The sequence below is a fragment of the Kitasatospora saccharophila genome (genome assembly GCF_039529925.1).
GTDB lineage: Bacteria > Actinomycetota > Actinomycetes > Streptomycetales > Streptomycetaceae > Kitasatospora > Kitasatospora saccharophila.
Window position 1 is genome coordinate 17,506 of sequence record NZ_BAAANS010000003.1, and the last position, 21,754, is coordinate 39,259.

19 protein-coding genes are annotated in these 21,754 nt (G+C 76.2%); 8 read left to right on the forward strand and 11 right to left on the reverse strand.

Features of this window, described 5'->3' with window-relative positions:
- Nucleotides 1-13: 13 nt before the first annotated feature.
- The gene (locus ABD345_RS03200; protein WP_344550133.1) at nucleotides 14-157 is read left to right on the forward strand and encodes a hypothetical protein; all 144 of its coding nucleotides are present in this window, start codon (nucleotides 14-16) and stop codon (nucleotides 155-157) included.
- On the opposite strand, the gene ABD345_RS03205 is transcribed toward ABD345_RS03200, so the two are convergent.
- A complete protein-coding gene (locus ABD345_RS03205; protein WP_344550134.1) occupies nucleotides 132-1,103 on the reverse strand; it encodes a CehA/McbA family metallohydrolase in 972 nt (323 codons plus the stop codon). The genes ABD345_RS03200 and ABD345_RS03205 overlap by 26 nt on opposite strands.
- Nucleotides 1,104-1,159: 56 nt before the next feature.
- On the reverse strand, nucleotides 1,160-1,630 hold the full coding sequence (locus ABD345_RS03210) for an NUDIX hydrolase (protein WP_344550136.1): 471 nt from the start codon (nucleotides 1,628-1,630) through the stop codon (nucleotides 1,160-1,162).
- Between the two features lie 298 nt (nucleotides 1,631-1,928).
- On the opposite strand from ABD345_RS03210, the gene xynC reads away from it, so the two are divergent.
- A complete protein-coding gene (gene xynC, locus ABD345_RS03215) occupies nucleotides 1,929-3,863 on the forward strand; it encodes a glucuronoarabinoxylan endo-1,4-beta-xylanase XynC (RefSeq protein WP_344550137.1) in 1,935 nt (644 codons plus the stop codon).
- 163 nt (nucleotides 3,864-4,026) lie between these two features.
- Here the strand turns inward: xynC and ABD345_RS03220 are convergent, their stop codons facing one another.
- From ABD345_RS03220 to ABD345_RS03230, 3 genes are all read right to left on the reverse strand, one after another.
- Complete coding sequence (locus ABD345_RS03220; protein ID WP_344550138.1) at nucleotides 4,027-6,246, reverse strand: NADP-dependent isocitrate dehydrogenase; 2,220 nt, start codon at nucleotides 6,244-6,246, stop codon at nucleotides 4,027-4,029.
- Nucleotides 6,247-6,335: 89 nt separating this feature from the next.
- The gene (locus tag ABD345_RS03225; RefSeq protein WP_344550139.1) at nucleotides 6,336-7,805 is read right to left on the reverse strand and encodes an SDR family oxidoreductase; all 1,470 of its coding nucleotides are present in this window, start codon (nucleotides 7,803-7,805) and stop codon (nucleotides 6,336-6,338) included.
- A 480-nt stretch (nucleotides 7,806-8,285) separates the two neighbouring features.
- Nucleotides 8,286-8,945, reverse strand: a complete 660-nt coding sequence (locus tag ABD345_RS03230) for a pyridoxamine 5'-phosphate oxidase family protein (protein ID WP_344550140.1) — start codon at nucleotides 8,943-8,945, stop codon at nucleotides 8,286-8,288.
- Nucleotides 8,946-9,232: 287 nt separating this feature from the next.
- On the opposite strand from ABD345_RS03230, the gene ABD345_RS03235 reads away from it, so the two are divergent.
- Entirely contained in the window at nucleotides 9,233-10,096 is an 864-nt protein-coding gene (locus ABD345_RS03235) for a universal stress protein (protein ID WP_344550141.1), read from the forward strand.
- 101 nt (nucleotides 10,097-10,197) lie between these two features.
- On the opposite strand, the gene ABD345_RS03240 is transcribed toward ABD345_RS03235, so the two are convergent.
- Nucleotides 10,198-11,886: a PP2C family protein-serine/threonine phosphatase gene (locus ABD345_RS03240; RefSeq protein WP_344550142.1), complete on the reverse strand. Its 1,689-nt coding sequence runs from the start codon at nucleotides 11,884-11,886 to the stop codon at nucleotides 10,198-10,200.
- Between the two features lie 371 nt (nucleotides 11,887-12,257).
- Here ABD345_RS03240 and ABD345_RS03245 point away from each other — a divergent pair, with 371 nt between their 5' ends.
- A complete protein-coding gene (locus ABD345_RS03245) occupies nucleotides 12,258-13,337 on the forward strand; it encodes a TerD family protein (RefSeq protein ID WP_344550143.1) in 1,080 nt (359 codons plus the stop codon).
- A 28-nt stretch (nucleotides 13,338-13,365) separates the two neighbouring features.
- Here the strand turns inward: ABD345_RS03245 and ABD345_RS03250 are convergent, their stop codons facing one another.
- Nucleotides 13,366-15,336: an AfsR/SARP family transcriptional regulator gene (locus ABD345_RS03250; RefSeq protein WP_344550144.1), complete on the reverse strand. Its 1,971-nt coding sequence runs from the start codon at nucleotides 15,334-15,336 to the stop codon at nucleotides 13,366-13,368.
- Nucleotides 15,337-15,463: 127 nt separating this feature from the next.
- Between ABD345_RS03250 and ABD345_RS03255 the strand changes: the two genes are divergently transcribed.
- Nucleotides 15,464-16,345: an alpha/beta fold hydrolase gene (locus tag ABD345_RS03255; RefSeq protein ID WP_344550145.1), complete on the forward strand. Its 882-nt coding sequence runs from the start codon at nucleotides 15,464-15,466 to the stop codon at nucleotides 16,343-16,345.
- Between the two features lie 42 nt (nucleotides 16,346-16,387).
- On the opposite strand, the gene ABD345_RS03260 is transcribed toward ABD345_RS03255, so the two are convergent.
- Both ABD345_RS03260 and ABD345_RS03265 read right to left on the reverse strand, forming a co-directional pair.
- The gene (locus tag ABD345_RS03260) at nucleotides 16,388-17,419 is read right to left on the reverse strand and encodes an oxidoreductase (protein ID WP_344550146.1); all 1,032 of its coding nucleotides are present in this window, start codon (nucleotides 17,417-17,419) and stop codon (nucleotides 16,388-16,390) included.
- Between the two features lie 34 nt (nucleotides 17,420-17,453).
- The gene (locus tag ABD345_RS03265; RefSeq protein ID WP_344550147.1) at nucleotides 17,454-17,912 is read right to left on the reverse strand and encodes a hypothetical protein; all 459 of its coding nucleotides are present in this window, start codon (nucleotides 17,910-17,912) and stop codon (nucleotides 17,454-17,456) included.
- A 219-nt stretch (nucleotides 17,913-18,131) separates the two neighbouring features.
- On the opposite strand from ABD345_RS03265, the gene ABD345_RS03270 reads away from it, so the two are divergent.
- Nucleotides 18,132-18,509: a MerR family transcriptional regulator gene (locus ABD345_RS03270; RefSeq protein ID WP_344550364.1), complete on the forward strand. Its 378-nt coding sequence runs from the start codon at nucleotides 18,132-18,134 to the stop codon at nucleotides 18,507-18,509.
- Nucleotides 18,510-18,773: 264 nt separating this feature from the next.
- On the opposite strand, the gene ABD345_RS03275 is transcribed toward ABD345_RS03270, so the two are convergent.
- Nucleotides 18,774-19,145, reverse strand: coding sequence for a winged helix-turn-helix transcriptional regulator (locus tag ABD345_RS03275; RefSeq protein WP_344550148.1), 372 nt, complete (start codon nucleotides 19,143-19,145; stop codon nucleotides 18,774-18,776).
- Between the two features lie 112 nt (nucleotides 19,146-19,257).
- Between ABD345_RS03275 and ABD345_RS03280 the strand changes: the two genes are divergently transcribed.
- Both ABD345_RS03280 and ABD345_RS03285 read left to right on the forward strand, forming a co-directional pair.
- Nucleotides 19,258-19,902, forward strand: coding sequence for an NADPH-dependent F420 reductase (locus tag ABD345_RS03280; RefSeq protein ID WP_344550149.1), 645 nt, complete (start codon nucleotides 19,258-19,260; stop codon nucleotides 19,900-19,902).
- A 174-nt stretch (nucleotides 19,903-20,076) separates the two neighbouring features.
- Nucleotides 20,077-20,850, forward strand: a complete 774-nt coding sequence (locus ABD345_RS03285; RefSeq protein WP_344550150.1) for a glycosyltransferase family 2 protein — start codon at nucleotides 20,077-20,079, stop codon at nucleotides 20,848-20,850.
- Between the two features lie 86 nt (nucleotides 20,851-20,936).
- Here ABD345_RS03285 and ABD345_RS03290 read toward each other — a convergent pair whose 3' ends face one another.
- On the reverse strand, nucleotides 20,937-21,332 hold the full coding sequence (locus tag ABD345_RS03290) for a DUF4333 domain-containing protein (RefSeq protein WP_344550151.1): 396 nt from the start codon (nucleotides 21,330-21,332) through the stop codon (nucleotides 20,937-20,939).
- Between the last annotated feature and the right edge of the window lie 422 nt (nucleotides 21,333-21,754).

Consider the following 21,754-nt stretch of genomic DNA (forward strand, 5'->3'; position numbering starts at 1 on the left):
TACGTTGACGGGCATGGCCGAACCGTCGACCGCGCCCGCGCCGCCGCCCTGGCCGCCCGCCCCGATCCGGACCGCCCGCCTGCTGCTGCGCGAGCCGGAGGCCCGGGACCGGGCGGCGATCGTCGAGCCGTTCACCCCAGCAGGACCGGGTTGGTGAGCGCCAGCGCCCGCCCGTCCGGGCGGCGCACCTCGACCCGGACGAAGGCCGTCCGTTCGGCGTCCGTGCTCCAGCGCACCAGCTCCCCGGCCGGGGCCCGGTGCTCCTTGCCGCGTTCGGTGCGGAAGTGCACCGTGCAGCCGTCGGGGAGGCCGGAGAGCCGCACCAGCAGCTCGACCGGACGGCCCGCGGTGGCCAGGCGTTCGCCGATCCCGGCGGTGCGCCCGGCCGCCTCTGCGGTGAACTCCAGTCGTACGGCGGCGGATTCGGCGATCCAGCTGCGTCCGGCCCGGACGGCGGCGAGGATCGCGGGGGCGCTCAGTTCCTCGGCGTGCACGACGGTCTGCGGGGTACCGAGCTGGCCGGGCAGGTGGGTGTCGCTGCTGCCGACGGCGGGCTGCCAGCGGCCGGTGCGGGTGCCCGCGCCGAGGCGGCGGCCCCACTCGGCGAGCGCGGCCTCGTTGTCGGCGTTCCACGGCAGGTCGGCGGACCACTGCCCGTTCCACACCTCGACGGCGTCGAAGAGCTCCAACGGGTACGCCAACTCCCCGCCGGGGTAGGGCGCGTGGGGGTGCGCGGCGACGCACAGGCCGCCCGTCGCGCGCACCCCGCGCAGTTCCTGGTCGACGGCCGGATCCCCCAACCGGTGGCGGTGGTCGGCAAGTTGGCCGGGGGCCAGACCGAGTGCGAGCCAGTGGCCGGTGCGGGTGGTGACCTCCTGGCCGAGGATCACCAGTAGGTCGTCGCCCCCCACCTCACCCCAACTCCCGGGCTCGGCAGGCGAGTCGTGCTCGGTGGTGGCGAGGAAGTCGAGCCCGGCGGCGCGGGCGGCCGCGGCCAGTTCGGCGGGGGTGAGTCCGCCGTCGGAGTGCACCGAGTGCACGTGCAGGTCGCCCCGGTACCAGCCGGGGCCGCGTCCGGGCAGCCGGGTCGGTGGATAGTCCATGATCGCCTCCTGGAGGCTCCAACGGACGCGTGGCGGAGGGGAGTTCCGGCGGCGCTTCAGCCCACGGCGAACCAGGGCGAGGGGTGGTCGGCGAGCGCCTTCTCCAGCAGCAGGGTGTCGTTCGGGGCCAGCGGCGGCAGGTCGTCCAGCGGGAACCAGGCGACCGCGAGCGACTCCTCGTCGCCGACCACCGCCTCGCCGGACAGCGGGCGGCAGCGGAAGGCGACGTCCAGGTACTGCACCTGGTCGCCGTTGGCGCAGGCGAAGGCGGGCAGGGTGTGCACGCTGGTGATCCGCTCGGGGAGGACGGTGACGCCGGTCTCCTCCAGCACCTCGCGCACCACGGTGTCGGCGGGCTGCTCGCCGGGCTCCACGATGCCGTGCAGCAGGGCCCAACGGCCGGTGTCGGAGCGGCGGTTGAGCAGGATCCGACCGTCGTCGACCACTACCGCGGTGATGCCGGACAGCCACAGCGGGGCGTGGCCGATGTGTTCGCGCAGGTCCAGGATGAATTGCGGAGTAGGCATACCGTGCACTGTAGTGCGCACCCGTCCGTTCCCGGCGGAGGTCGGGAACGCAGCGGCGGGGGCCCGCCTTTCTGTTCGTTTCACGGCCGCCGCCCCGCCCCGCCCGGCTCCCGCCCGCGCCGTCCGGCGGCGCCGACCTGCGCCGTTCCCCGGGAGCGCCCCCGGTCCGCGCCCGCTGCGGGTCGGCCCGCCGTCCGGCCGCCTTGACCCGCGGCGCGCGCGGCGGCCCACAATGCTGCCTGCTTCCGCCCCGGCCCGGACCGGCCCCCGCACCCGCCGAGCGACCCAGGAGAGCGCCGTGACCCCAGTGCCGCAGGACCCCTCGACCGACCGGACGGCGTCCCCCCGCCGACGGACCGTACTGGCGGCGCTCGGCGCCCTCCCGGTGCTCGCCGCGACGGCGGGGGCGGCAACGGCGGCAACGACAGCGACGACGGCGGCCGGTACGGCGGTGCTGATCGACCCGTCGGTGCGGCGCCAGAGCATCCGGGGCTTCGGCGGCATGAACCACCCGCTCTGGGCCGGGGACCTGACGGCCGACCAGCGCGAGACCGCGTTCGGCAACGGCCCGGGCCAGCTGGGCTTCACCGTGCTGCGGATCCACGTCGACGAGGACCGGGCGAACTGGAGCCGCGAGGTGGCGACCGCGAAGCGGGCCGCCGCGCTGGGCGCGATCGTCTTCGCCTCGCCCTGGAACCCGCCGGCCGCCATGGTGGAGACCTTCGTCCGCGGCAGCCAGACCAACGCCCGGCGGCTGCGCCACGACATGTACGGCGCCTACGCCCAGCACCTGGAGGACTTCCGGGTGTTCATGGCGGACAACGGGGTCGAGCTGTACGCCGTCTCGGTGCAGAACGAGCCCGACTACGCGCAGGACTGGACGTGGTGGACGTCCGACGAGATCGTCCGCTTCCTGCGTGAGAACGCGGGCGCGATCGGCACCCGGGTGATCGCCCCGGAGTCCTTCCAGTACGTGAAGGCCCTCTCCGACCCGGTCCTGAACGACCCGGTGGCGCTCGCCAACCTGGACGTCCTCGGGGCGCACCTGTACGGCACCTCGTTCGCGAACTTCCCGTACCCGCTGTTCCAGCAGAAGGGGCAGGGCAAGGAGCTGTGGATGACGGAGGTGTACTACCCCAACAGCTCGGACTCCGCGGACCTGTGGCCGCAGGCGCTCGGCGTCGGCGAGCACATGCACCACGCGCTGGTGGACGGCGGTTTCCAGGCGTACGTGTGGTGGTACATCCGGCGCGGCTACGGGCCGATGCGCGAGGACGGGCAGATCAGCAAGCGCGGCGCGGTGATGGCGCACTTCGCGAAGTTCGTCCGCCCCGGGCACGTGCGGCTGGACGCGCCCGCGAACCCGCAGGCGAACGTGTGGACCTCGGCGTACCAGGGCGGCTCCGCGGTGACCGTGGTGGCCGTCAACCAGGGCGCCGCGGCGGTGAGCCAGCAGTTCACCCTGGCGGGCGGCACCGGGTTCACGGTGTCCGCCTGGGTGACGGACGCCACCAGGACGCTGGCGGCCCAGGCCGGTCCCGCCCAGGCGGGCGGGTCGTTCACGGCGACGCTGCCCGCGCAGAGCGTCACCACCTTCGTCCTCACCCCCGGCGGGACCGAGCCGATGCCGCCGACCGCGCCCGGCGCGCCGGTGGCCGAGGCGGTCACGGCGGGCTCGGCCACGCTGTCCTGGGCGGCGTCGACCGACGACACCGGGGTCGCCAGGTACGACGTGGTGCGGGTGGACGCCGCCGGCGAGACGGTGGTCGCCTCGACCACCACCACCCGGGCCACCGTGACCGGCCTGGCCGCCGGCACCGCGTACGCCTTCGCGGTCTACGCCTTCGACCCGCCGGGCAACCGTTCGCAGCGCTCCGCGACCGTCGCGGTCACCACCCCGGCCGCCCCGGCGGGCGGCTGCGGGGTCGACTACCGGGTGACCAACAGTTGGGGCGGCGGGTTCCAGGGCGAGATCACCGTCCGCAACACCGGCACGACCGCGCTGTCCGGCTGGACGCTGTCCTTCGCGTTCACCGCCGGGCAGGTGATCGGCCAGATGTGGGGCGGCACCGCGACGCAGAGCGGGGGCGCGGTGAGCGTGGCCCCGGCGGACTACACCCGGACGGTCCCGGCCGGCGGCTCGATCACCCTCGGCTTCATCGCCACCCAGGGCGCCACCAACCCGGCCCCGGCGACCTTCGTGCTGAACGGCGCCGCCTGCGGAGGGAGTTGACCGCCCCGGCGGCCGGAACCCTGGATCAGGAACTCCTGGGCCGAGAAGTAGTAGTACGGCGTTCGACCGGCCGGGGCGCCGGAGAACGCGGACGCCGCCGCGGTCCGCCCCTCGGAAGGGGGCGGGCCGCGGCGGCGTCAGTGCTGCGTGCCGTGCCGGGGCGTCAGGCCAGGGTGGCGAGCGCGTCGTTGAGGGTCTTCGACGGGCGCATCACGGCGGCGGCCTTGGCCGGGTCGGGCTGGTAGTAGCCGCCGAGCTCGGCGGGCTGGCCCTGGACGGCGATCAGCTCGTCGACGATGGCCTGCTCCTGCTCGGCCAGGGTCGCGGCGAGCGGGGCGAACGCGGCGGCCAGCGCGGCGTCCTCGGTCTGGGCGGCCAGCTCCTGGGCCCAGTACAGGGCCAGGTAGAAGTGGCTGCCGCGGTTGTCGATGCCGCCGAGGCGGCGCGAGGGCGACTTGTCCTCGTTGAGGAAGGTGCCGGTGGCGCGGTCCAGGGTGTCGGCGAGGACCTGGGCGCCGGCGTTGCCGGTGGTGGTGGCCAGGTGCTCGAAGGAGGCGGCCAGCGCGAAGAACTCGCCGAGCGAGTCCCAGCGCAGGTAGTTCTCCTTGACCAGCTGCTGGACGTGCTTGGGGGCGGAGCCGCCGGCGCCGGTCTCGAACAGGCCGCCGCCCGCCATCAGCGGGACGACCGACAGCATCTTGGCGCTGGTGCCCAGCTCCAGGATCGGGAACAGGTCGGTCAGGTAGTCGCGCAGCACGTTGCCGGTGACGGAGATGGTGTTCTCACCGCGGCGGATGCGCTCCAGGGAGAGCTTGGTGGCCTCGACGGGGGTGAGGATCTGGATGTCCAGGCCCTCGGTGTCGTGCTCGGGCAGGTACGCCTTGACCTTCTCGATCAGCACGGCGTCGTGGGCGCGGTCGGCGTCCAGCCAGAACACGGCCGGGTCGCCGGTGGCGCGGGCGCGGGTGACGGCCAGCTTGACCCAGTCCTGGATCGGCAGGTCCTTGGTCTGGCAGGCGCGGAACACGTCGCCGGGGGCGACGGCCTGCTCCAGGACGGTCTCGCCGTCGGCGTCGACCAGGCGGACGGTGCCGGCGGCGGCGATCTCGAAGGTCTTGTCGTGGCTGCCGTACTCCTCGGCGGCCTGGGCCATCAGGCCGACGTTCGGGACCGAGCCGATGGTGGCCGGGTCGAGGGCGCCGTGGGCGCGGCAGTCGTCGATGGTGGCCTGGTAGACGCCCGCGTAGGAGCTGTCCGGGATGACGGCGAGGGTGTCGGCCTCGTTGCCGTCCGGGCCCCACATGTGGCCGGAGGTGCGGATCATGGCCGGCATCGAGGCGTCGACGATGACGTCGCTGGGGACGTGCAGGTTGGTGATGCCCTTGTCGGAGTCGACCATGGCCAGGGCCGGGCCGTCGGCGATCTCGGCGTCGAAGGACGCCTTGATCTCGGCGCCGTTGGGGAGCTTGTCCAGGCCGGCCAGGATGCCGCCGAGGCCGTTGTTCGGGTTGAGACCGGCGGCGGCCAGGTCGGCGCCGAACGCGGCGAAGGTCTTCGGGAAGAAGGCGCGGACCACGTGGCCGAACAGGATCGGGTCGGAGACCTTCATCATGGTGGCCTTGAGGTGCACCGAGAACAGCACGCCCTCGGCCTTGGCGCGGGCGACCTGCGCGGCCAGGAACTCGTTCAGGGCGGCGGCGCGCATCACCGAGGCGTCGACGACCTCGCCGGCCAGCACCGGGACCTTCTCGCGCAGCACGGTGACGGTGCCGTCCTCGGCGACCAGCTCGATGCGCAGCGCGCCGTCGGCGGCGATCACGGTGGACTTCTCGGTGGAGCGGAAGTCGTTGGCGCCCATGGTGGCGACGTTGGTCTTGGAGTCGGCCGACCAGGCGCCCATCCGGTGCGGGTGGGTCTTGGCGTAGTTCTTGACCGACAGCGGGGCGCGGCGGTCGGAGTTGCCCTCGCGCAGGACCGGGTTGACGGCGGAGCCCTTGACCTTGTCGTAGCGGGCGCGGACGTCGCGCTCCTCGTCGGTCTGCGGCTCGTCCGGGTACTCGGGCAGGGCGTAGCCCTGGGCCTGCAGCTCGGCGATGGCGGCCTTGAGCTGCGGGATGGAGGCCGAGATGTTCGGCAGCTTGATGATGTTGGCGCCGGGGGTCTTGGCCAGCTCGCCGAGCTCGGCGAGGGCGTCCGCGATGCGCTGGTCCTCCTGGAGGTACTCCGGGAAGACGGCGATGATCCGACCGGCCAGCGAGATGTCGCGGGTCTCCACGCTCACGCCGGCGGTGGCGGCGTACGCCTGGACGACCGGCAGGAACGAGTACGTGGCGAGGGCGGGTGCCTCGTCCGTGTGGGTGTAGATGATGGTCGAGTCAGTCACCGTAGCTCCAGCTTCCACGTCTGCAACGTCTTGACGTCAAGATATCTCGACTCGGGGGGATCTCCGCAACCAACCCCCCGGTCGGCGGCTCATTCGGCCTCGGCCCGGGCGGCGATGTTGCGGGCCATCCCGCCGAAGACGACCGCGTGGAACGGGGCGACCGACCACCAGTACGCCTGGCCGGCCAGGCCGTGCGGGTGGAACAGGGCGCGCTGGCGGTAGCGGGAGCCGGTGCCCTCGGGGGTGACGGTCAGTTCCAGCCAGGCGAGGCCCGGCAGCCGCATCTCGGCGCGCAGCCGCAGCAGCCGGCCGGGTTCGATCTCCTCGACCCGCCAGAAGTCCAGCGAGTCGCCGACCCGCAGCCGTCCGGGCGAGCGGCGGCCGCGGCGCAGTCCGACGCCGCCGGCCAGCCGGTCGAGCGCGCCGCGGACGGCCCAGGCGAGCGGGAAGGAGTACCAGCCGTGCTCGCCGCCGATGCCCTCGACCACCCGCCACAGCGCCTCGGGGGGCGCGGCGACGTGCCGTTCCCGGACGTCCCGGTAGAGGCTGCCGCCGGCCCAGTCGGGGTCGGTGGGCAGCGGGTCGCTGGGGGCGCCGGGCAGCGAGGCGGAGGACCAGCGGGTGTCCACCTCGTCGTCGCGGATCCGGCGCAGCGCGAGTTCGACGGCGCGGTCGAAGCCGATCGGGCCGCCGGGCGGGTCGGGGATCCACCGGTCCAGGTCCCGTTCGGAGCGGACCACCTCGTGCCGCAGCGACTCGACCAGCGGCCGGGCCAGGCCGCTGGGGACGGGGGTGACCAGGCCGACCCAGTGCGAGGACAGGTGGGGGGTGAGCACCGGCACCGAGACGATCAGTCGGCGGCGCAGGCCGGCCAGCCGGGCGTAGCGCTGCATCATGGCGCGGTAGGTGAGCACCTCGGGGCCGCCGACGTCGAAGGCCCGGTCGGTGGCGGGGTCGTCGGGCAGGTGGGCGGCGCCGAGCAGCAGCCGCAGCACGTCGCGGACGGCGATCGGCTGGATCCGGGTGTCGACCCAGCGCGGGGTGACCATCACGGGGAGGCGCTCGGTGAGGTGCCGGAGCATCTCGAAGGAGGCCGAGCCGGAGCCGATCACCACGGCGGCGCGCAGTTCGGTGACGGGCGTGCCGCCCTCGCGCAGGGCCCGGCCGGTGGCGACCCGGGAGCGCAGGTGCGGGGAGAGCCGGCCCTCGGGCAGGTCGGGCGGGACGAGGCCGCCGAGGTAGACGATCCGCCGGACGCCGGCCCGGGCGGCGGCCAGGCCGAAGGCCCGGGCGGCGTCCCGGTCGACGCGTTCGAAGTCGGGCCCGCTGCCGAGCGAGTGCACCAGGTAGTAGGCGACCTCGACGCCGTCGAAGGCCCCCTCCAGGGTGGCCGGACGGGTGACGTCGCCGGTGGCGGTCTCCACGGCGGCCCGCCAGGGGTGGTCGCGCAGCCGGGCCGGGTCGCGCACCAGGCAGCGCACCTTGGCGCCGTCGGCCAGCAGTTCGGGCACCAGTCGCCCGCCGAGGTACCCGGTGGCACCGGTCACCAGACATCGCACGCCGCGTTCTCCCGTCCTCGTGCTCCGGCCCCCTCCGGTTCTTCGGCGCCGGGCCGCTGCCGGATCGTTCCTTCCAGCCTCGGCCACCGGTGGACGCAGTGCCAAGCGGGTGTGGACCGGGTGCCAACTCGGCCGGCCGGAACGGGGCTAGGTTGGGCGTCGTTCAGGGAAGAACCCCGCGCTCCAGGGGGTTCCGGAGCGCTCTCGATGTGGCGGGGGCCCGTTCCGGGGCCGGAGCGCGGACGTGGAAGAACCCGTGCTCCACGGGGGTTCCGGGACGCTCTCGATGTGGCGGGGGCCCGTTCCGGAGCCGGAGCGCGGACGTGTCGCGGGCGGGTCCCCACCCCGTCCGCACAGGCAGGTCGCCGGTCCGGGCAGCGCTTCCCCAGCGTGGCTGTCCGGGCCGGCGCGCTGCGTGCTTCCCGGGGTCGTGCGTCCCCCGACCCCGGATCCGACCTCCGCCCCGGCGCCGGTCCCGGCTCAGTGCCGCCGGGCGGTCCGGATGCTGCGCCCGGTGACGGTGCTCGGGGTCAGCCTGACCCAGCGGCCGTGCGCGGGCGGCTTGGGCAGTTCGGCGAGCAGGGCCGGCTCGGTGACGTACTCCAGCGGGCCGATCATCAGCACGCTCCAGCCCTCGCGCAGGTCCCGGTCGGCGCGGTCCACCTCGAAGGCGGCGTCGCCGCCCGGCCCGGGCGCCAGGGCGCCGTCCCCGGTGGTGCGGTACAGGACGGTGTGCTCGTGCACCAGGTAGCCGACGGGGCGCACCACGGGGCCCCCGGGGCCGGTGCGGGCGATCCGGCCGAGGCCGCCCGCGCCGATGCGCTGCCAGCACTCGGCGACGCCGAGTTCGCCCAGGACGGGCGGCCCGGCCAGCGCGGGGCCGTCGGCACGGGCGGCCGCGGCCCGTTCGGCGGGCCGGCCGGCCACCAGTTCCTCGTACTCCAGGCCGAGGACCGCGGACAGCCGCAGCAGGGCGGGCGGGTCGAAGCCGGGCCCGAGTTCCAGGACGCGGTGCAGGTAGGCGGTCGACATGCCCGCCTTCGCCGCTGCTTGCGCCTCGGTGAGCCCGAGGTCGGCGAGGCGGTCCGTGAAGCGGCGGATGAGCGCGGCCGCGGGCGCGGGTGCGTGTTCGGTGGTCACTTCGGACACCTCCCGGGGGTCTTCGCTCCGGCCGGTGCGGGTGGTGGTTCCTCCCGATTCGTCCGGTCGGCACCTCCATGGTGCGTGACCGGGGGCCCGCTCCGGCAGGGGCCTTGGACCCGAACCGGACGACCGAACTCCGGTACGGGGGCCGGAACCGGGACCAACGGCCCCCTCCGCCGGGTCCGCCGACCCTGGCGGGCCCGGGCGGGCGGGGGCAGAGTGGGCCACGACCCCGACACCGGGCGATGGGGGCCCGCGGGGACTCGCACAGGGAAGGCACTGCCATGACTCGTCCCGTTCTCGCCGCTGTGGACGCCTCCGTCCGCAGTCGGGCCGCCGCGCACTGGGCCGCTCAGGAGGCGGGCCGGCGCGGAGCCCCGCTGCGGCTCCTGCACGCCTGGCCCTACCTGGGCCGGAAGGCGAACGACCTGGTGAAGGCCGACGACCTGGAGAGCGGCGCGCGGACCATGCTGGGCGACGTCGCCAAGGAGCTGGAGGCCGCCTACCCCGGCCTCGACGTGACCGGCGAGCTGGTGCCGGACGCCGCGATCGACGGGCTGACCGGGGCCGCCGAGCAGGGCGAGCTGCTGGTGATCGGCACCCGCGGCCTGGGCGGCTTCCGCGGGCTGCTGGTCGGTTCGGTCAGCCTCGGCGTGGCGGGCCGTTCGGCCTCCCCGGTGGTGCTGGTCCGCGAGGGCCGCCCCGACCCGGTCTCGCCCGAGCCCGAGGTGGCGGTCGGCCTGGACGCGCTGGAGCCGGACGGGGCCGTGCTGGAGTTCGCCTTCGAGGCGGCCCGGCTGCGCGGCGCCCGGGTCCGGGTGGTGCACGGCTGGGAGCTGCCGCCCGCCTACGGGTACGCCGGGTGGATCCCGGTGGAGACCGAGCAGCAGGAGCTCGGCGCGCTGGCGGCCGGGATGGTCGCCGAGGCGGTCGCCCCGTGGCGGGAGAAGTACCCGCGCACGCTCGTGCTGGAGGACGTCCGCACCGGGGGCGGCGCGGCCGCGCTGGTCGAGGCGTCCGAGCAGGCCGACCTGGTGGTGGTCGGCCGCCGCCGGCGCACCCTGGGCCTGGGCAGCAAGCTCGGCTCGGTCGCCCACGCGGTGATCCACCACGCGCACGCGCCGGTCGCGGTCGTCCCGCACGACTGAGCCCGGCCCGCCGGTTCCGGCCGCCCCGCTGCCGCCGCCTCCTCGGCGGCAGCGGGGCGGTCGGTCGTTCCGGGGTCCTCCGGCGCCGCCGGGCGCCCGGCTCAGGAGTCGAAGCGGAAGGCCAGCAGCGTGGCGTCGTCCTCCGACAGCGGGCCGGACATCTCGTGCACCACCTCGTCCACGAGTTCCTGCAGGTCGGGGCCGGTCGCGCAGTCCGTGACGGCGTGCGTGCGGACCGCCTCGCACAGGGCCTCCAGGCGGACGTCGATGTCCTGGTCGCGGCGCTCGATCAGGCCGTCGGTGTACAGCAGGACGGTGTCGCCCGGGCGGACGCGGGTCTCCACCGCCCGGTAGACGACGTCGGGCAGCACGCCCAGCGGCGGGCCGGTCTCCGTCCGCATCGGGGCGACCCGGCCCGCGCGCAGCAGGACCGGCGGCGGGTGGCCGGCGCAGATCCAGCGCAGCAGGCGGCGGGCGGGGTAGTAGCGGGCGACCACCGCGGTGGCGGTGGCCTCGTCGCCCTCGTCGCAGGCGATCTTGTTGAGCCAGCCGCCGAGCGACTCCACCAGCGCGCCGGTGAACGCCAGGCCGGCCAGCGCGTGCCGCAGCGTCGACATCAGGGCGACCGCGTCCAGGCCGTGCCCGCGCGCGTCGCCGACCGCCAGCAGCACCTGCCCGTCCGGGAGTTGGCGGACCTTGAACCAGTCGCCGCCGACCCCGCCCTCGGCCGGGCGGTAGGCGACGGCGGTGCTGACGCCGAGCCCGGTGAGGAGCGCGAAGTGCGGCTGCAGGGCGTCCTGCAGGCGCTGGACGACGTGGTGCTCGGTGTCGGCGCGGCGGGCCTGCCGCTCGGTCTCCTCCTGCTGCTCGCGCAGCCGCCGCCGGCTCTCCCACAGCTCGGTGACGTCCTGCAGCACCGCCCGCAGGCCCTCGACCGGACCGCCCTCCTCGCGCAGCGCCTCGGCGACCAGCCGGACCCGGCGCGGGCGGCCCACCCCGTACAGCTCGGTCAGCACGTCGATGTCCTCGCCGGTGGCCAGCAGCCGTTCGAGGTCCCGGTACAGCGCGGGGCGGGCGGTCTCGGTGACCCGGCGCAGCGCCCGGCCGGCCGGGACGGTGTCGGTCCCGGGGGCGAGGCCGAGCAGCACGGCGAGGCCGGGCGAGATGTCGAGCCGGCCGTCGGGCAGGCTCCACTCGGCCCAGCCGACCCGGGCGATGCGCTGCGCGGCGCGGGCGATCTCCTCGGTGCGGTCGTCGGGCCACACCAGCAGCAGCCGCCGCCCCAGCCGGTGCACGGTCACCCGCTCGTGCCGGGCGCGGGTGGAACCGTCGGACATCGTGTGCAGCCAGCGCACCGGCACCGCGCGGGCCGCGTACCCGGTGCCCAGCACCTCGGCGACGGTGTCCGCGAACGCCGCCGTCCACAGGCCCGGGTACGCCTCGCGCAGCGAGACGCCGCGCCCCTCGGGGGCGTCGCGGTGCACCTGGCCCGGGTGGTACGGGTTGCGGACGGCGGCCTCGTTGACGATCACCGCGGCCAGGTCGCGGACGCCGCCGGCCCCGTCCAGCACCGGTTCGGCCAGTACGGCGGCCTGCGGGAGGGCGTCCAGCAGGTGGTGCAGGTCGAGGTCGGGCGGGCGGGCCAGGTCCGGGTCGAGGTGGACCTCCGGGACGAGCGGCGGCGGCCCGGCCGGTTCGGCGGGCCGGGTCCGGCGGTGCTCGGCCCGCAACCGCTCGACGGTGCGGCGCAGGGCCTCGCCCCGATCGGCCTGCTCCGGTCGCCCGTACACGCCCGACCCGCTCCCTCCGCTCGGCGCCGCCCGCCCTCCGCTCGGCGCCGCCCGTCCGGCGCCGCCCGTCCGGCGCTGCCCGCTCGGCGTTCTCCGCCACTTTTCCGGCCGCCCCCTCCGGCGGCGACCCCGGCGGACCGGACGGGTGAGCCCCCGCGGGCTGCTTTTCCTCCGCTTTGCCCCCGCTTTCCCTCCACCTTTCCCTCCGCCTTTCACTCCGCCTTTCCCTCCGGCCCTGTCGCCGCCTCTCCCCCGGCCCGGGCTGACGCGGTGTCACGTCCGTCGCCGTTCTCCGCCCGGACCGGGAACCCGCTGATCAGACGGGCCGTTACCGTCTCTGAACGATCATCGGTCACAGTGGAGGAGCAGCAATGTCGACGGCCTTGGCCAAGGGCGGGAACGTCCCGGTGATCCGGGACGGCAACGGCCCGGCGACGGTGGTGGTCGGCCTCGGGTGGGGGGCCGCGGACGCGTACGACCTGGACGCGAACGCGCTGCTCTGCGACGAGGACGGCCGGGCGCTGTCCGACGGGCACTTCGTCTTCTTCAACAACCTGACCAGCCCCGACGGCGCGGTCACCCACCTCGGCGCGCCGGGCGACGGCACCGACCGCGAGCAGCTCGCCGTCGACCTGCTCGACGTCGAGGAGGCGGTGCGCCGGATCGTCTTCACGGTGGCGATCTACCAGGCCGACGAGCGCCGCCAGTCCTTCGGCTCGGTCACCGGGGCGTACGTCCGGCTGGCCGACCCGGCGGGCGTCGAGCTGGCCCGCTACGAGCTGGGCCCGGAGCTGACCGCGGAGACCGCCGTGGTCTTCGGCGAGCTGTACCGGCACGGCGGCGGCTGGAAGTTCCGCGCCATCGGCCAGGGCTACACCTCCGGCCTGGCGGGCATCGCCACGGACTTCGGGGTGGCCGCACTGGCCCCGGCCGCCGCGCCCGCCGCGCCCGCCGCGCTGCCGGTGCCGCCCGCGCCGCCGAGCGCGCCGCCCGTGCTCGCCGCACCGGCCCCCGCCGTCCCCGCCGTCCCGGCCGTGCCCGCCGCCGCGCCGGAGGTCCGGTCCGACTGCTTCTTCGACCCGGTGCACGGCCCGGCCGGGGCCGAGGTGCTGTGGTCCCCGCAGTGGGGCGCGCCGCGGCCGGTCCGGGCCTGCCCGGCCTGCGCCCAGCGGGTGCGCACCACCGCGCCGCCGTACTACGCCGAACCCGCCGCCGTCGGCTACCCGCCCACCATGGCCGGCCAGCCCCAGCCGGGCTACCCCCCGTACGGCCACCCCCAGCAGCACGGCTACGACCACCACCCGCACGAGCAGCAGGGCGGCGGCCGCCGCTTCGGCACCGGCGCGATGATCGGCGCGGGCGCGGCGGGCCTGGTCGGCGGCGCCCTGCTGTACGAGGCCCTCGACGACGACACGCCCGACGTGGTGGTCAACAACTACTACGAGGACTGATCCGGCCGCCCCGCCCGGTCCCGTCCGCTCAGCCCCCGGCCGTCTCGGTCGCTTCGGCCAGGTAGCGGGCCACCGGGCCCAGGGTCAGCAGCCCGCTGGCCGCCCCGGCGTGCTCGGCCCGGGCGCCGCGCAGCGCCTCGGCGGCCCGGGCCGCCGGGGCGGGTCGTCCCAGCCGGGCGGCGGCCCGGACGGTCAGGCACCACAGGGCTTCCTGGAGGTGGTCGGGCGGAGGGTCGGGCAGCGCGGCGAGCGCGGCGGCGGCCTCCGTCCGGCGCTCCTGCGCGAGCAGGACGTGCGGGCGGGCCCAGGGCAGGTAGGGCCCCCAGTCCAGCCGCGGGTCGACCAGGGCGGGCCGCCCGTGCAACAGGCGCAGCCCGAGCAGGGCGAGCGGGAGCAGGCCGCGGTGCAGGCCGGGCATCCCGGCGGTGCGCAGGGCCGCCGCGGCCTCCCGGTAGCGGGCGGCGGCCTCGGCGGCGGTCGGCCCGCCGGGGCGGGTGCTGCGTTCGGCGGCGGCCCGGGCCCGGAACCACCCGGTGAGGACGCCGACCAGCGGCGCCTCGACGGTGGCGGCGAGCCGTTCGGCGGCCCGCGCGTGCTCGGCGGCGGCGTCCAGGTCGCCGAGCGCGGAGGCGGACTGCAGGCGGACCAGCCGGCCGAGGACCGCGAAGTGCGGCAGGTCGTGCCGGGTCGCCAGGTCGAGGATCTCGGCGCCGGTGCGGTCCCGGTCGGGGGCCAGGCCGGGGCGGCCGAAGGACTGCAGGAACACCCCGTTGAGGGCGAACGCCAGCAGCGCCGGATCGCCCGCGCGCCGGGCCAGTTCCTCGGCCCGGCGGGCCGCCCACCCGGCGCGGCGCAACCGCTGCGGCGTCAGGTCGGCGCTGCGGCTCTCCACCGCGACGGTGGCCAGCAGCCGGGCGGCGACCGCGTCGGGGGCGTCCGGGCCGAGCGCGGCGAGGGTCCGTTCGGCGGCCTCGACCACGGCCCGGGACTGCTCGGCGTCGTCGGCCCGGCTCCACAGCGCGGGGACGTCGTAGGCGCCGATGACCCGGGCGGTCAGCTCGGGGTCGCCGGTGCGCTCGGCGGCGTGGATCGCGGCGAGCCGGTCGCGCCGGGCGTGCAACAGGGCGTCACCGCCGGCCAGCGAGAGGGTGCGGGCGAGGTCGACGGTGGTGCGCGGGCCGAGCCGGCCGCCGGGCACGCCCCAGGCGGCGGGCGGCCGCCCGGGCGGGGCGCTGCCGGTGAGGATGTCCGCCTCCAGGCGCTGGAGTTCCGCGCCCGGGTCCAGGCCGAGCCGTTCGCCGAGCAGGGTGCGGGCGCGGCGCAGGGCGGCCAGGGCGTCGGCCTGCCGTCCGGCCCGCTGCAGGGCGCGGGCGAGCAGCGCCCAGGCCGGTTCGCGCCACGGGTGCTCGTCGACGTGGGCGCCCAGTTCGGCGGCCAGTTGGGCGGCCGCTCCGGTGCTCCCCGGGGTGCCGGCCGCGGGGTGCGGGGCCGCGTCGAGGAGCAGCCGGGCCCGCAACTCGACCCCGTCCAGCCGCAGTTCCTCCAGTCTGGTGCGCTCGCGCCGGGCCCAGGCCCGGTCGGGCAGGTCGGCGTAGGCGGGGCCGCGCCAGTCGGCGAGGGCGGCGGTGAGTTCGGGGGCGGCGGCGGGGTCGTGCCGGGCGCGGACGAGGGTGTCCTCGAAGCGGTGGGCGTCGACGTCCGCGCGGGGCAGCCGCAGGGCGTAGCCGGTGCCTTCGGTGACCAGCAGGCGGGACGGGGCGCGGGGCGGCCGCTCGGGTTCCAGGGCGCGGCGCAGCGCGCCGACGAAGGTCCGCAGGGCGCCGACGGCGCGGGGCGGCGGGTCGGCCCACAGGTCGTCGACGAGGGTGCCGGCGGGGACCGCCCGTCCTTCGGCGGCGACCAGTCGGGCCAGCACTTCGCGGTGGCGGGGGCCGCCCAGTTCCACCGGGGTTCCGTCCTCGCGCCGGGCCCGGACGGAACCGAGCACGTCGATTCGCATGCCCCCATCCTCCCTCCGGGGCGCCGGGCGGACGGCGGGGCGGGCCGTCCGCCGGCCGGTTGCTGATCGGTTGCTGATCGGCGTCGCCGAGGCTGGTGCGGTCGGTTCCCGATCGAGGAGGAGTCCCGTGGAGACGTTCGACGTTCCCGGTTTCGAAGACGTCCGGTTGCCCGGTGCGGACGGGGTGGAGGTGGCCGCGTGGGTCGGCGGCAGCGGCAGTCCGGTGGTGCTGCTGCACGGTTTCCCGCAGACCCGCCTGATGTGGCGGCACGTCGCCGGGCGGCTCGCCGCCGAGCACACGGTGATCTGCCCCGACCTGCGCGGCTACGGCGACAGCGGGAAGCCCGCGGCCACCGGCCCGGAGGTGTACGCGAAGCGCGCGATGGCCGCCGACGTGGTGGCGCTGGCGGCGGCGCTCGGCCACCGGCGGTTCGCACTGGTCGGGCACGACCGGGGCGCGCTGGTCGCCTTCCGCGCCGGGCTGGACCACCCCGGGGCGGTCACCCACCTGGGCGTCCTCGACGTCGTGCCGACGCTCGACACCTGGGACGTCCTGCACGGCACCTCGGCGGCGGTCGGCTACCACCTCTATCTGATGGCGCAGCCGCCCGGCCTGCCGGAGACGATGATCGCCAACAGCGCGGACGCGTTCTTCGGGTCGTTCCTCGACTCCTGGGCGAACGACCCGGCCGCGCTGCCCCCGCGGGTGCGCGCGGAGTACCTGCGGGCGAGCGCGGCGGCCGTCCCGTCGATCGTCGCGGACTACCGGGCCTCCGCGGGCATCGACGTGCTGCACGACCGGGCCGACCTGGACGCCGGGTCGCGGCTGACCATGCCGGTCACCGTCGTCCAACAGGACTGGGGCGCCCGGCTGGGCTACGACGCGGCCGCGGTCTGGCGGGCCTGGGCCCCCGACCTGGACCACCGGCTGACCCGCGCGGGGCACTTCATGGCCGAGGAGGCCCCCGACGAGATCACCGCGGCCGTCCGGGACCTGCTGGCCCGCTGACCCGCCCGCGGCGCCCCGGCGGGGTCGGGGCGCCGGCGGGCTTCAGCGGCCGATCGGCGGGGCGCCGGTCGCGGCGAGGGACGCCTCCCAGAGCCGGGCGGCCTGTTCGGGGTCGACCGCGTGGTCGCGGACGCCGCCGTCGTCCACCGGGCTGTCGGGGGCGCTGGTCCGGGCGACCTCGCAGTCCTCCAGGTAGAGGCCGCCGCGGCCGTCCAGCAGCGGTGAGACGGCCGCCCACAGCCCGGTCGCCGCGCCCTGCTCGGGGCTCTTGAAGCCGGCCCCGACGACCTCGCCGCGCTCGTTCACCCACCCCCGGTCGACCTGCTCCCGCCGCGTCATCTCCCGCTGCAGCCCGGTGATGATCCTGCCCGGGTGGAGCGCGAACGCCCGGACGCCGTCCTCCCGTCCGAGCGCGTCCAGGTGCACGGCGAACAGCGCGTTGGCGGTCTTGGCCTGGCCGTACGCGAGCCACTTGTCGTAGCCGGTGCGGAAGTGCGGGTCGTGCCAGCGGATGCCGGTCAGCGCGTGCCCGGCCGAACTGCTGACGACCACCCGCGCCCCGCCGGTGGCGGCGGCCGCCGCGACCAGCAGTGGGTGGAGCTCGCAGGCCAGCGCGAAGTGCCCGAAGTGGTTGACCGCCAACTGCCCCTCCCAGCCCGGCCCGAACCGCCGCTCCGGGGTCGCCATCACCCCGGCGACGGCCATCAGCAGGTCCAGCCGGTCGAACCGCTCGCGGATCAGCGCGGCGGCGGAGCGGACGCTGCCGGGGTCGGCCAGGTCCATCGGGACGACCTCGGCGCCGTCCGTCGCCCCCGCCGCGCCCAGGGCGGTCCGGGCGACGTCCGGGCGGCGGGCCGGCACCAGGACCCGGGCCCCGGCGGCCGTCAGGGCCAGGGTGGTGGCCAGGCCCAGCCCCGAGTAGCCGCCGGTCACCACGGCGGTCGTTCCCGAGAGGTCCCGGCCGGCCAGCACCTCCCGGGCGGTGCTGGCGGCGGAGAAGGGCGAACCCAGCGGCTGCTGGAGGGAGTTGGCGGTCGAACCGGTGGCCGGGTCGTTCGTCGCGTGGTTGCTCATGCCGTGGACGCTACGATCTCGACCGCGGTCCAGCTCAAGTCCCGTCCGGGTCCGAGCGGCGGCGCGCCGCCCGGGCCGTGCCGGGTCCGGACCCGGTGGCCGGCGGAGCGGACGGCTGCTCGTCGCGGGCCTCCGGGGTGAGCGCGTCGCGGCGGGCGAGGGCCACCGCCAGCGGCACGCCCAGCCGCTCGGCCGCGCGGCGGCGGGCCCGCACCTGGGCGCGGGTCCGCGGGCGGAACGAGGGGAGCCGGGTGCAGCCGCAGCCGGGCCGGTGGTCGTAGGTCAGCCCCTCCGCGAGCACGGCGGCGACCACCGACCACGCCTTCGTGTCGCGCCGCCGGGGCGCGGCGAAGTCGTGGCCCGCGAAGACGAGTTCACCGCGGCAGCCGGGACAGACCTGCTTCCGGATCGGCCACGGACTGCCCTTGAAGGAGAGCCGGCAGGCGACGCACACGTAGTGCCCGAGGGCACCGTTGGAGGCGTGGTAGCACATGCCGGAGAGGCTACCCGCCGTCCCCGACCGGGCCCGAGCGAATTCCCCGGCCCGGCCGGTCGGCCGTCCGTCCTATGCTTCCCGACCGGGGCCGGAACGGGCCCGACGCCTTCGCGGGCGGTGCGCTGGAGGGGAGGGACGCGCGGCGTGACTGGCACCGGGACGGACGAGGACGGCAGCGGCGGGGCGGGCGCGGCACGGTGGTGGGGCATCGGCGAGGTGGCCGAGCGGACGGGGCTGAGCGTGCACGCGCTGCGCCTCTACGAGCGCGAGGGGCTGCTGGTCGGACCGGTGCGGCGCAGTGCGGGTGGGCGGCGGCAGTACGGCTCGGTCGACGTCGAGTGGCTGCTGATCTGCGTGCGGCTGCGCGAGTCCGACATGCCGCTCGCCGACCTCAAGCGGTTCGCCGCACTGGTCCGCCGCGGGCCGGGCAACGAGGCCGAGCGGCTGCGCCTGCTCGACGCCCACCGGGAGCGGGTGGACGCCCGGATCCGGGCCCTGGAGGAGTGCCGGTCGGTGATCGACCGGAAGGTCGGTGTCTACGCCGACCACCTCGCCCGCGGCGAGGCCGCGGGCCTGTGGGACCCGACGGCCTGAAGCCCCTCCCCCTCGGCGGCTGCGGAACGGCTCGGGCCGGGCGGCCGTCGAGGAGGAACCCGAAGTCGGCGGGGCGGGCTCTTCTTCGCCGCCGCACCCCACGACCGGGTGACCGGACGGGCGGCCCGGGACGGGAGCCGGCCGGGCACCGTCCCGCCCCGGTGGCGCTACGCGTTCGCCCCGGCTCCCGCCCTGCTCCCTTCCGGCTTCCGGCTTCCGGCTTCCGGCTTCCGACCAGGGCCGGGGGCGGGTCGGCGCGGACGGTCACGCCGCCTCGGCCGCCTCGGCCGCCTCCTGGGCGGCGAGGATCTGTCCGGCGTGCCGGACCGCCCAGTCGCCGAGGGCGGCGAGCGGGCCCTCGGCCAGGCTGCCGCCCAGTGCGGAGAGCTCGTAGGACACCGCACGGTCGCCCGGGGCGGTGACGCGGACGATCAGGCCGTTGGCGTGCAGGCGGCGCAGGGTCTGGGTGAGGACCTTGTCGCTGACGCCCGCGACGGCGGCCAGCAGGTCGAGGCGGCGGCGCCGGCCGGCCCGCAGGGCCATCAGCACCACCGGGTCCCAGGTGTGGGCGATCAGTTCGGCGGCCAGGCGTACCGCGCAGTCGGCGGCGAAGGGTTCGCAGTGGTGGTCGTTCACGGTTCCATTCCTACCCGGTCCGGGCCTACCGAACGGTAGGCCCGGGGCTCCTAGCGTGAGGTGCCATCAGGTCCGCACCGGACCATCGTGGTACGAGAAACGGGAGAACGACGTGCAGATCGGCATTCTGGGCACCGGCACGCTGGCCTCGGCACTGGCGGAGGCGTGGGCGGCGAGCGGGCACCGGGTCCTCGTCGGCGGGCGTTCGCGGGACAAGGCGCTGGCGATCGCCGACCGGCTGGGCGACGCGGTGCGGGCGGTCGAGCCCGCGGAGGTGGCGGGGGCGAGCGGCGCGGTGGTCGTCGCGGTGTCCTGGGAGGGGCTCGACGAGGCGCTCGCCCTGGCGGGGGCCGGGCGGGGCTCGCTGGCCGGGAAGGCGGTGATCGACTGCACCAACGCGGTGGACTACGCCGACGGCCTGCTCAAGCCGTCCACCGGTTCGGCAGTGGAGCACGTCGCCGCGCTGGCGCCGGGCAGCCACGTGGTGAAGGCGCTGCACCTGTTCGCGGGGGCGGGCTGGCTGCTGCCCGCCGAGGGGCGGCCGACCCGGACGGTGGCGATGTGCGGCGACGACGGGGCGGCCCTGGAGACCGCGTCCGAACTGGTCCGCGACCTCGGCGGCGTCCCCGCCGTGATCGGCGGCCTGGAGCACGCCCGGCAGTTGGAGGACGTGGCCGGCTTCGTCATGCGCCTGGTCGCCACCGGCCACAACCCCGCCACCGCCGTCCCGGTCGTCGAACCCCGCCCCGCCGCCTGACCCGGGCCCGTCCCGCCCGTGCCCGGGGTGCGCGGGCGGGGCGGCCCGCTTGATACGGTGCAGGTCACAACGTCGTGGCCGTGGAGGTGGCGGCCCGCCGCGTGGTGGGCCCGGTGGGTCCGGTCCGCGGTGACGACGTCCCCGACGATCCCGTTCCGGGTGAGGAGCCCCGCCGTGCCCCTGGTTTCCGTGGTGATGCCGGTCCACAACTCGGCCGCCACTCTCGGCGCTTCGGTGCGCTCCGTGCTCGCGCAGACCCACGCCGACGTGGAGCTGCTGATCACCGACGACGCGTCCGAGGACGACTCGATGGAGCTGCTGCGGGAACTGGCCCGGCAGGACGGGCGGGTGCTCGCACGGCCGGCGCCCGAGCAGGGCGGTGCGGCGCGGGCCCGGAACCTGGCGATCGCCCGGGCGCGGGGGGAGTACGTGGCGTTCCTGGACAGCGACGACATGTGGCTGCCGGAGAAGCTGGAGCGCCAGCTCGCGTTCGCCGCGGACGGCGACGCCCCGCTGACGTTCACCTCCTACTACAAGGTCGACGGTGACCACACCGGCGAGGCCCGGGACTTCACCCCCAACGGCCGGGTGGTCACGGCCCGGGAGCGCGTCACGTACCGGGACATGCTGGTGCAGGACCACATCGGGGCGCTGACCGCGATGTACGACCGGGCCGCGCTGGGCACCCGGCTGATGCCGGACATGCCGAAGCGGCAGGACTACGCGCTGTGGCTGTCGATCATGCGCGACGGGCACGCCGCCCGGGGCCTGCGCGAGCCGCTGGCGATCTACCGGGCGGGTCGGGCCGGGTCGCTGTCCTCGAACAAGCTGTCGCTGGTGAAGCACAACTGGGCGCTGTACCGCGAGCACGAGCAACTGCCGCTGCACCGCTCGGTGCTGGCGCTGGCCGGGGCGACGGTCCACTCGGTGCGCAAGGGCCGGATCTGAGGTCCGCCCGGCTCCGCGACGAGCCCCGGCGACGTCACGGGTGAGCGCGGCGGGCCGCCGCACGGGCGGCCCGGGCGACGGCGGGGTCAGGGGGTGGCGGAGGCCGTCCCGCCGGGGAGGTCGTCGACCTTGATGTTGTAGTTGATGTCGGTGCCCTGCACCGAGGTGACGGTGAGGGTCAGGCCCAACGAGCTCCCGTCGGTGGCGACCAGCTGGCAGCGCATGGTGGTGCCGACCTTGCCGAGCAGGTCGCCGGGGCAGGTGACGGTGGGTTCCGGCTGGTTGGCGTTCTTGGCGAGCGTCTCGGCGGTCTTCTTGTTGAGCTTCTCCGCGGAGAGCCTGGGCAGTGCGGCGTCGCCGTCGGCGGCCCGGGTCGGCTGGACGGTCCCCACGTGCACCTCGGCGGAACAGCCGGTCAGGACGGCTGCCGCGGCGGCGGCCACGGCCATCGACGCGACCTTGGCACTGCGTATTGCGAACACTCTCGGCTCCTGCTCTCCCCGTACGCGCCACCCCGTGGGGGGACGCCTGCCTGGACGAAAGCCGGAGCCTAACACTCCGGGGCCGGCCCCCCGGAGCCTCCGGGGCGCCCGGGTCCGACGGCCCGTCACTTCCCGTCCGGGCCGGGGCGGTTCACCCCCGGCCCGGGCGTCCGGACGTCCGCATGGCGAGACGGCCGTCCCGGCGGTGGCGCCGCACGCCGGGCCCGGGGCCCCCGGGACGGCGGCGATTCTTCCGACGGTCCGTCAGATCACGGGTGGGTCAACTCCCTTCGCACGGTGCGGGTCTGGCGATCATGGTCCGCGGGGCGGGGGCGGACGGGCGGCCCCGAGCCGGACGGGACGGGGGCGGGGGCGGGCCGGGAACGGGCGGGACGGGGTGGACCGGTCCTGTCACAAGCCTT

Bases quoted from the DNA above. Each gene is read 5' to 3' on its own strand.
- ABD345_RS03200 (WP_344550133.1), top strand. From the start codon at position 14: ATGGCCGAACCGTCGACCGCGCCCGCGCCGCCGCCCTGGCCGCCCGCC.
- ABD345_RS03205 (WP_344550134.1), bottom strand. From the start codon at position 1,103: ATGGACTATCCACCGACCCGGCTGCCCGGACGCGGCCCCGGCTGGTAC.
- ABD345_RS03210 (WP_344550136.1), bottom strand. From the start codon at position 1,630: ATGCCTACTCCGCAATTCATCCTGGACCTGCGCGAACACATCGGCCAC.
- ABD345_RS03235 (WP_344550141.1), top strand. From the start codon at position 9,233: ATGACTCGTCCCGTTCTCGCCGCTGTGGACGCCTCCGTCCGCAGTCGG.
- ABD345_RS03245 (WP_344550143.1), top strand. From the start codon at position 12,258: ATGTCGACGGCCTTGGCCAAGGGCGGGAACGTCCCGGTGATCCGGGAC.
- ABD345_RS03250 (WP_344550144.1), bottom strand. From the start codon at position 15,336: ATGCGAATCGACGTGCTCGGTTCCGTCCGGGCCCGGCGCGAGGACGGA.
- ABD345_RS03260 (WP_344550146.1), bottom strand. From the start codon at position 17,419: ATGAGCAACCACGCGACGAACGACCCGGCCACCGGTTCGACCGCCAAC.
- ABD345_RS03265 (WP_344550147.1), bottom strand. From the start codon at position 17,912: ATGTGCTACCACGCCTCCAACGGTGCCCTCGGGCACTACGTGTGCGTC.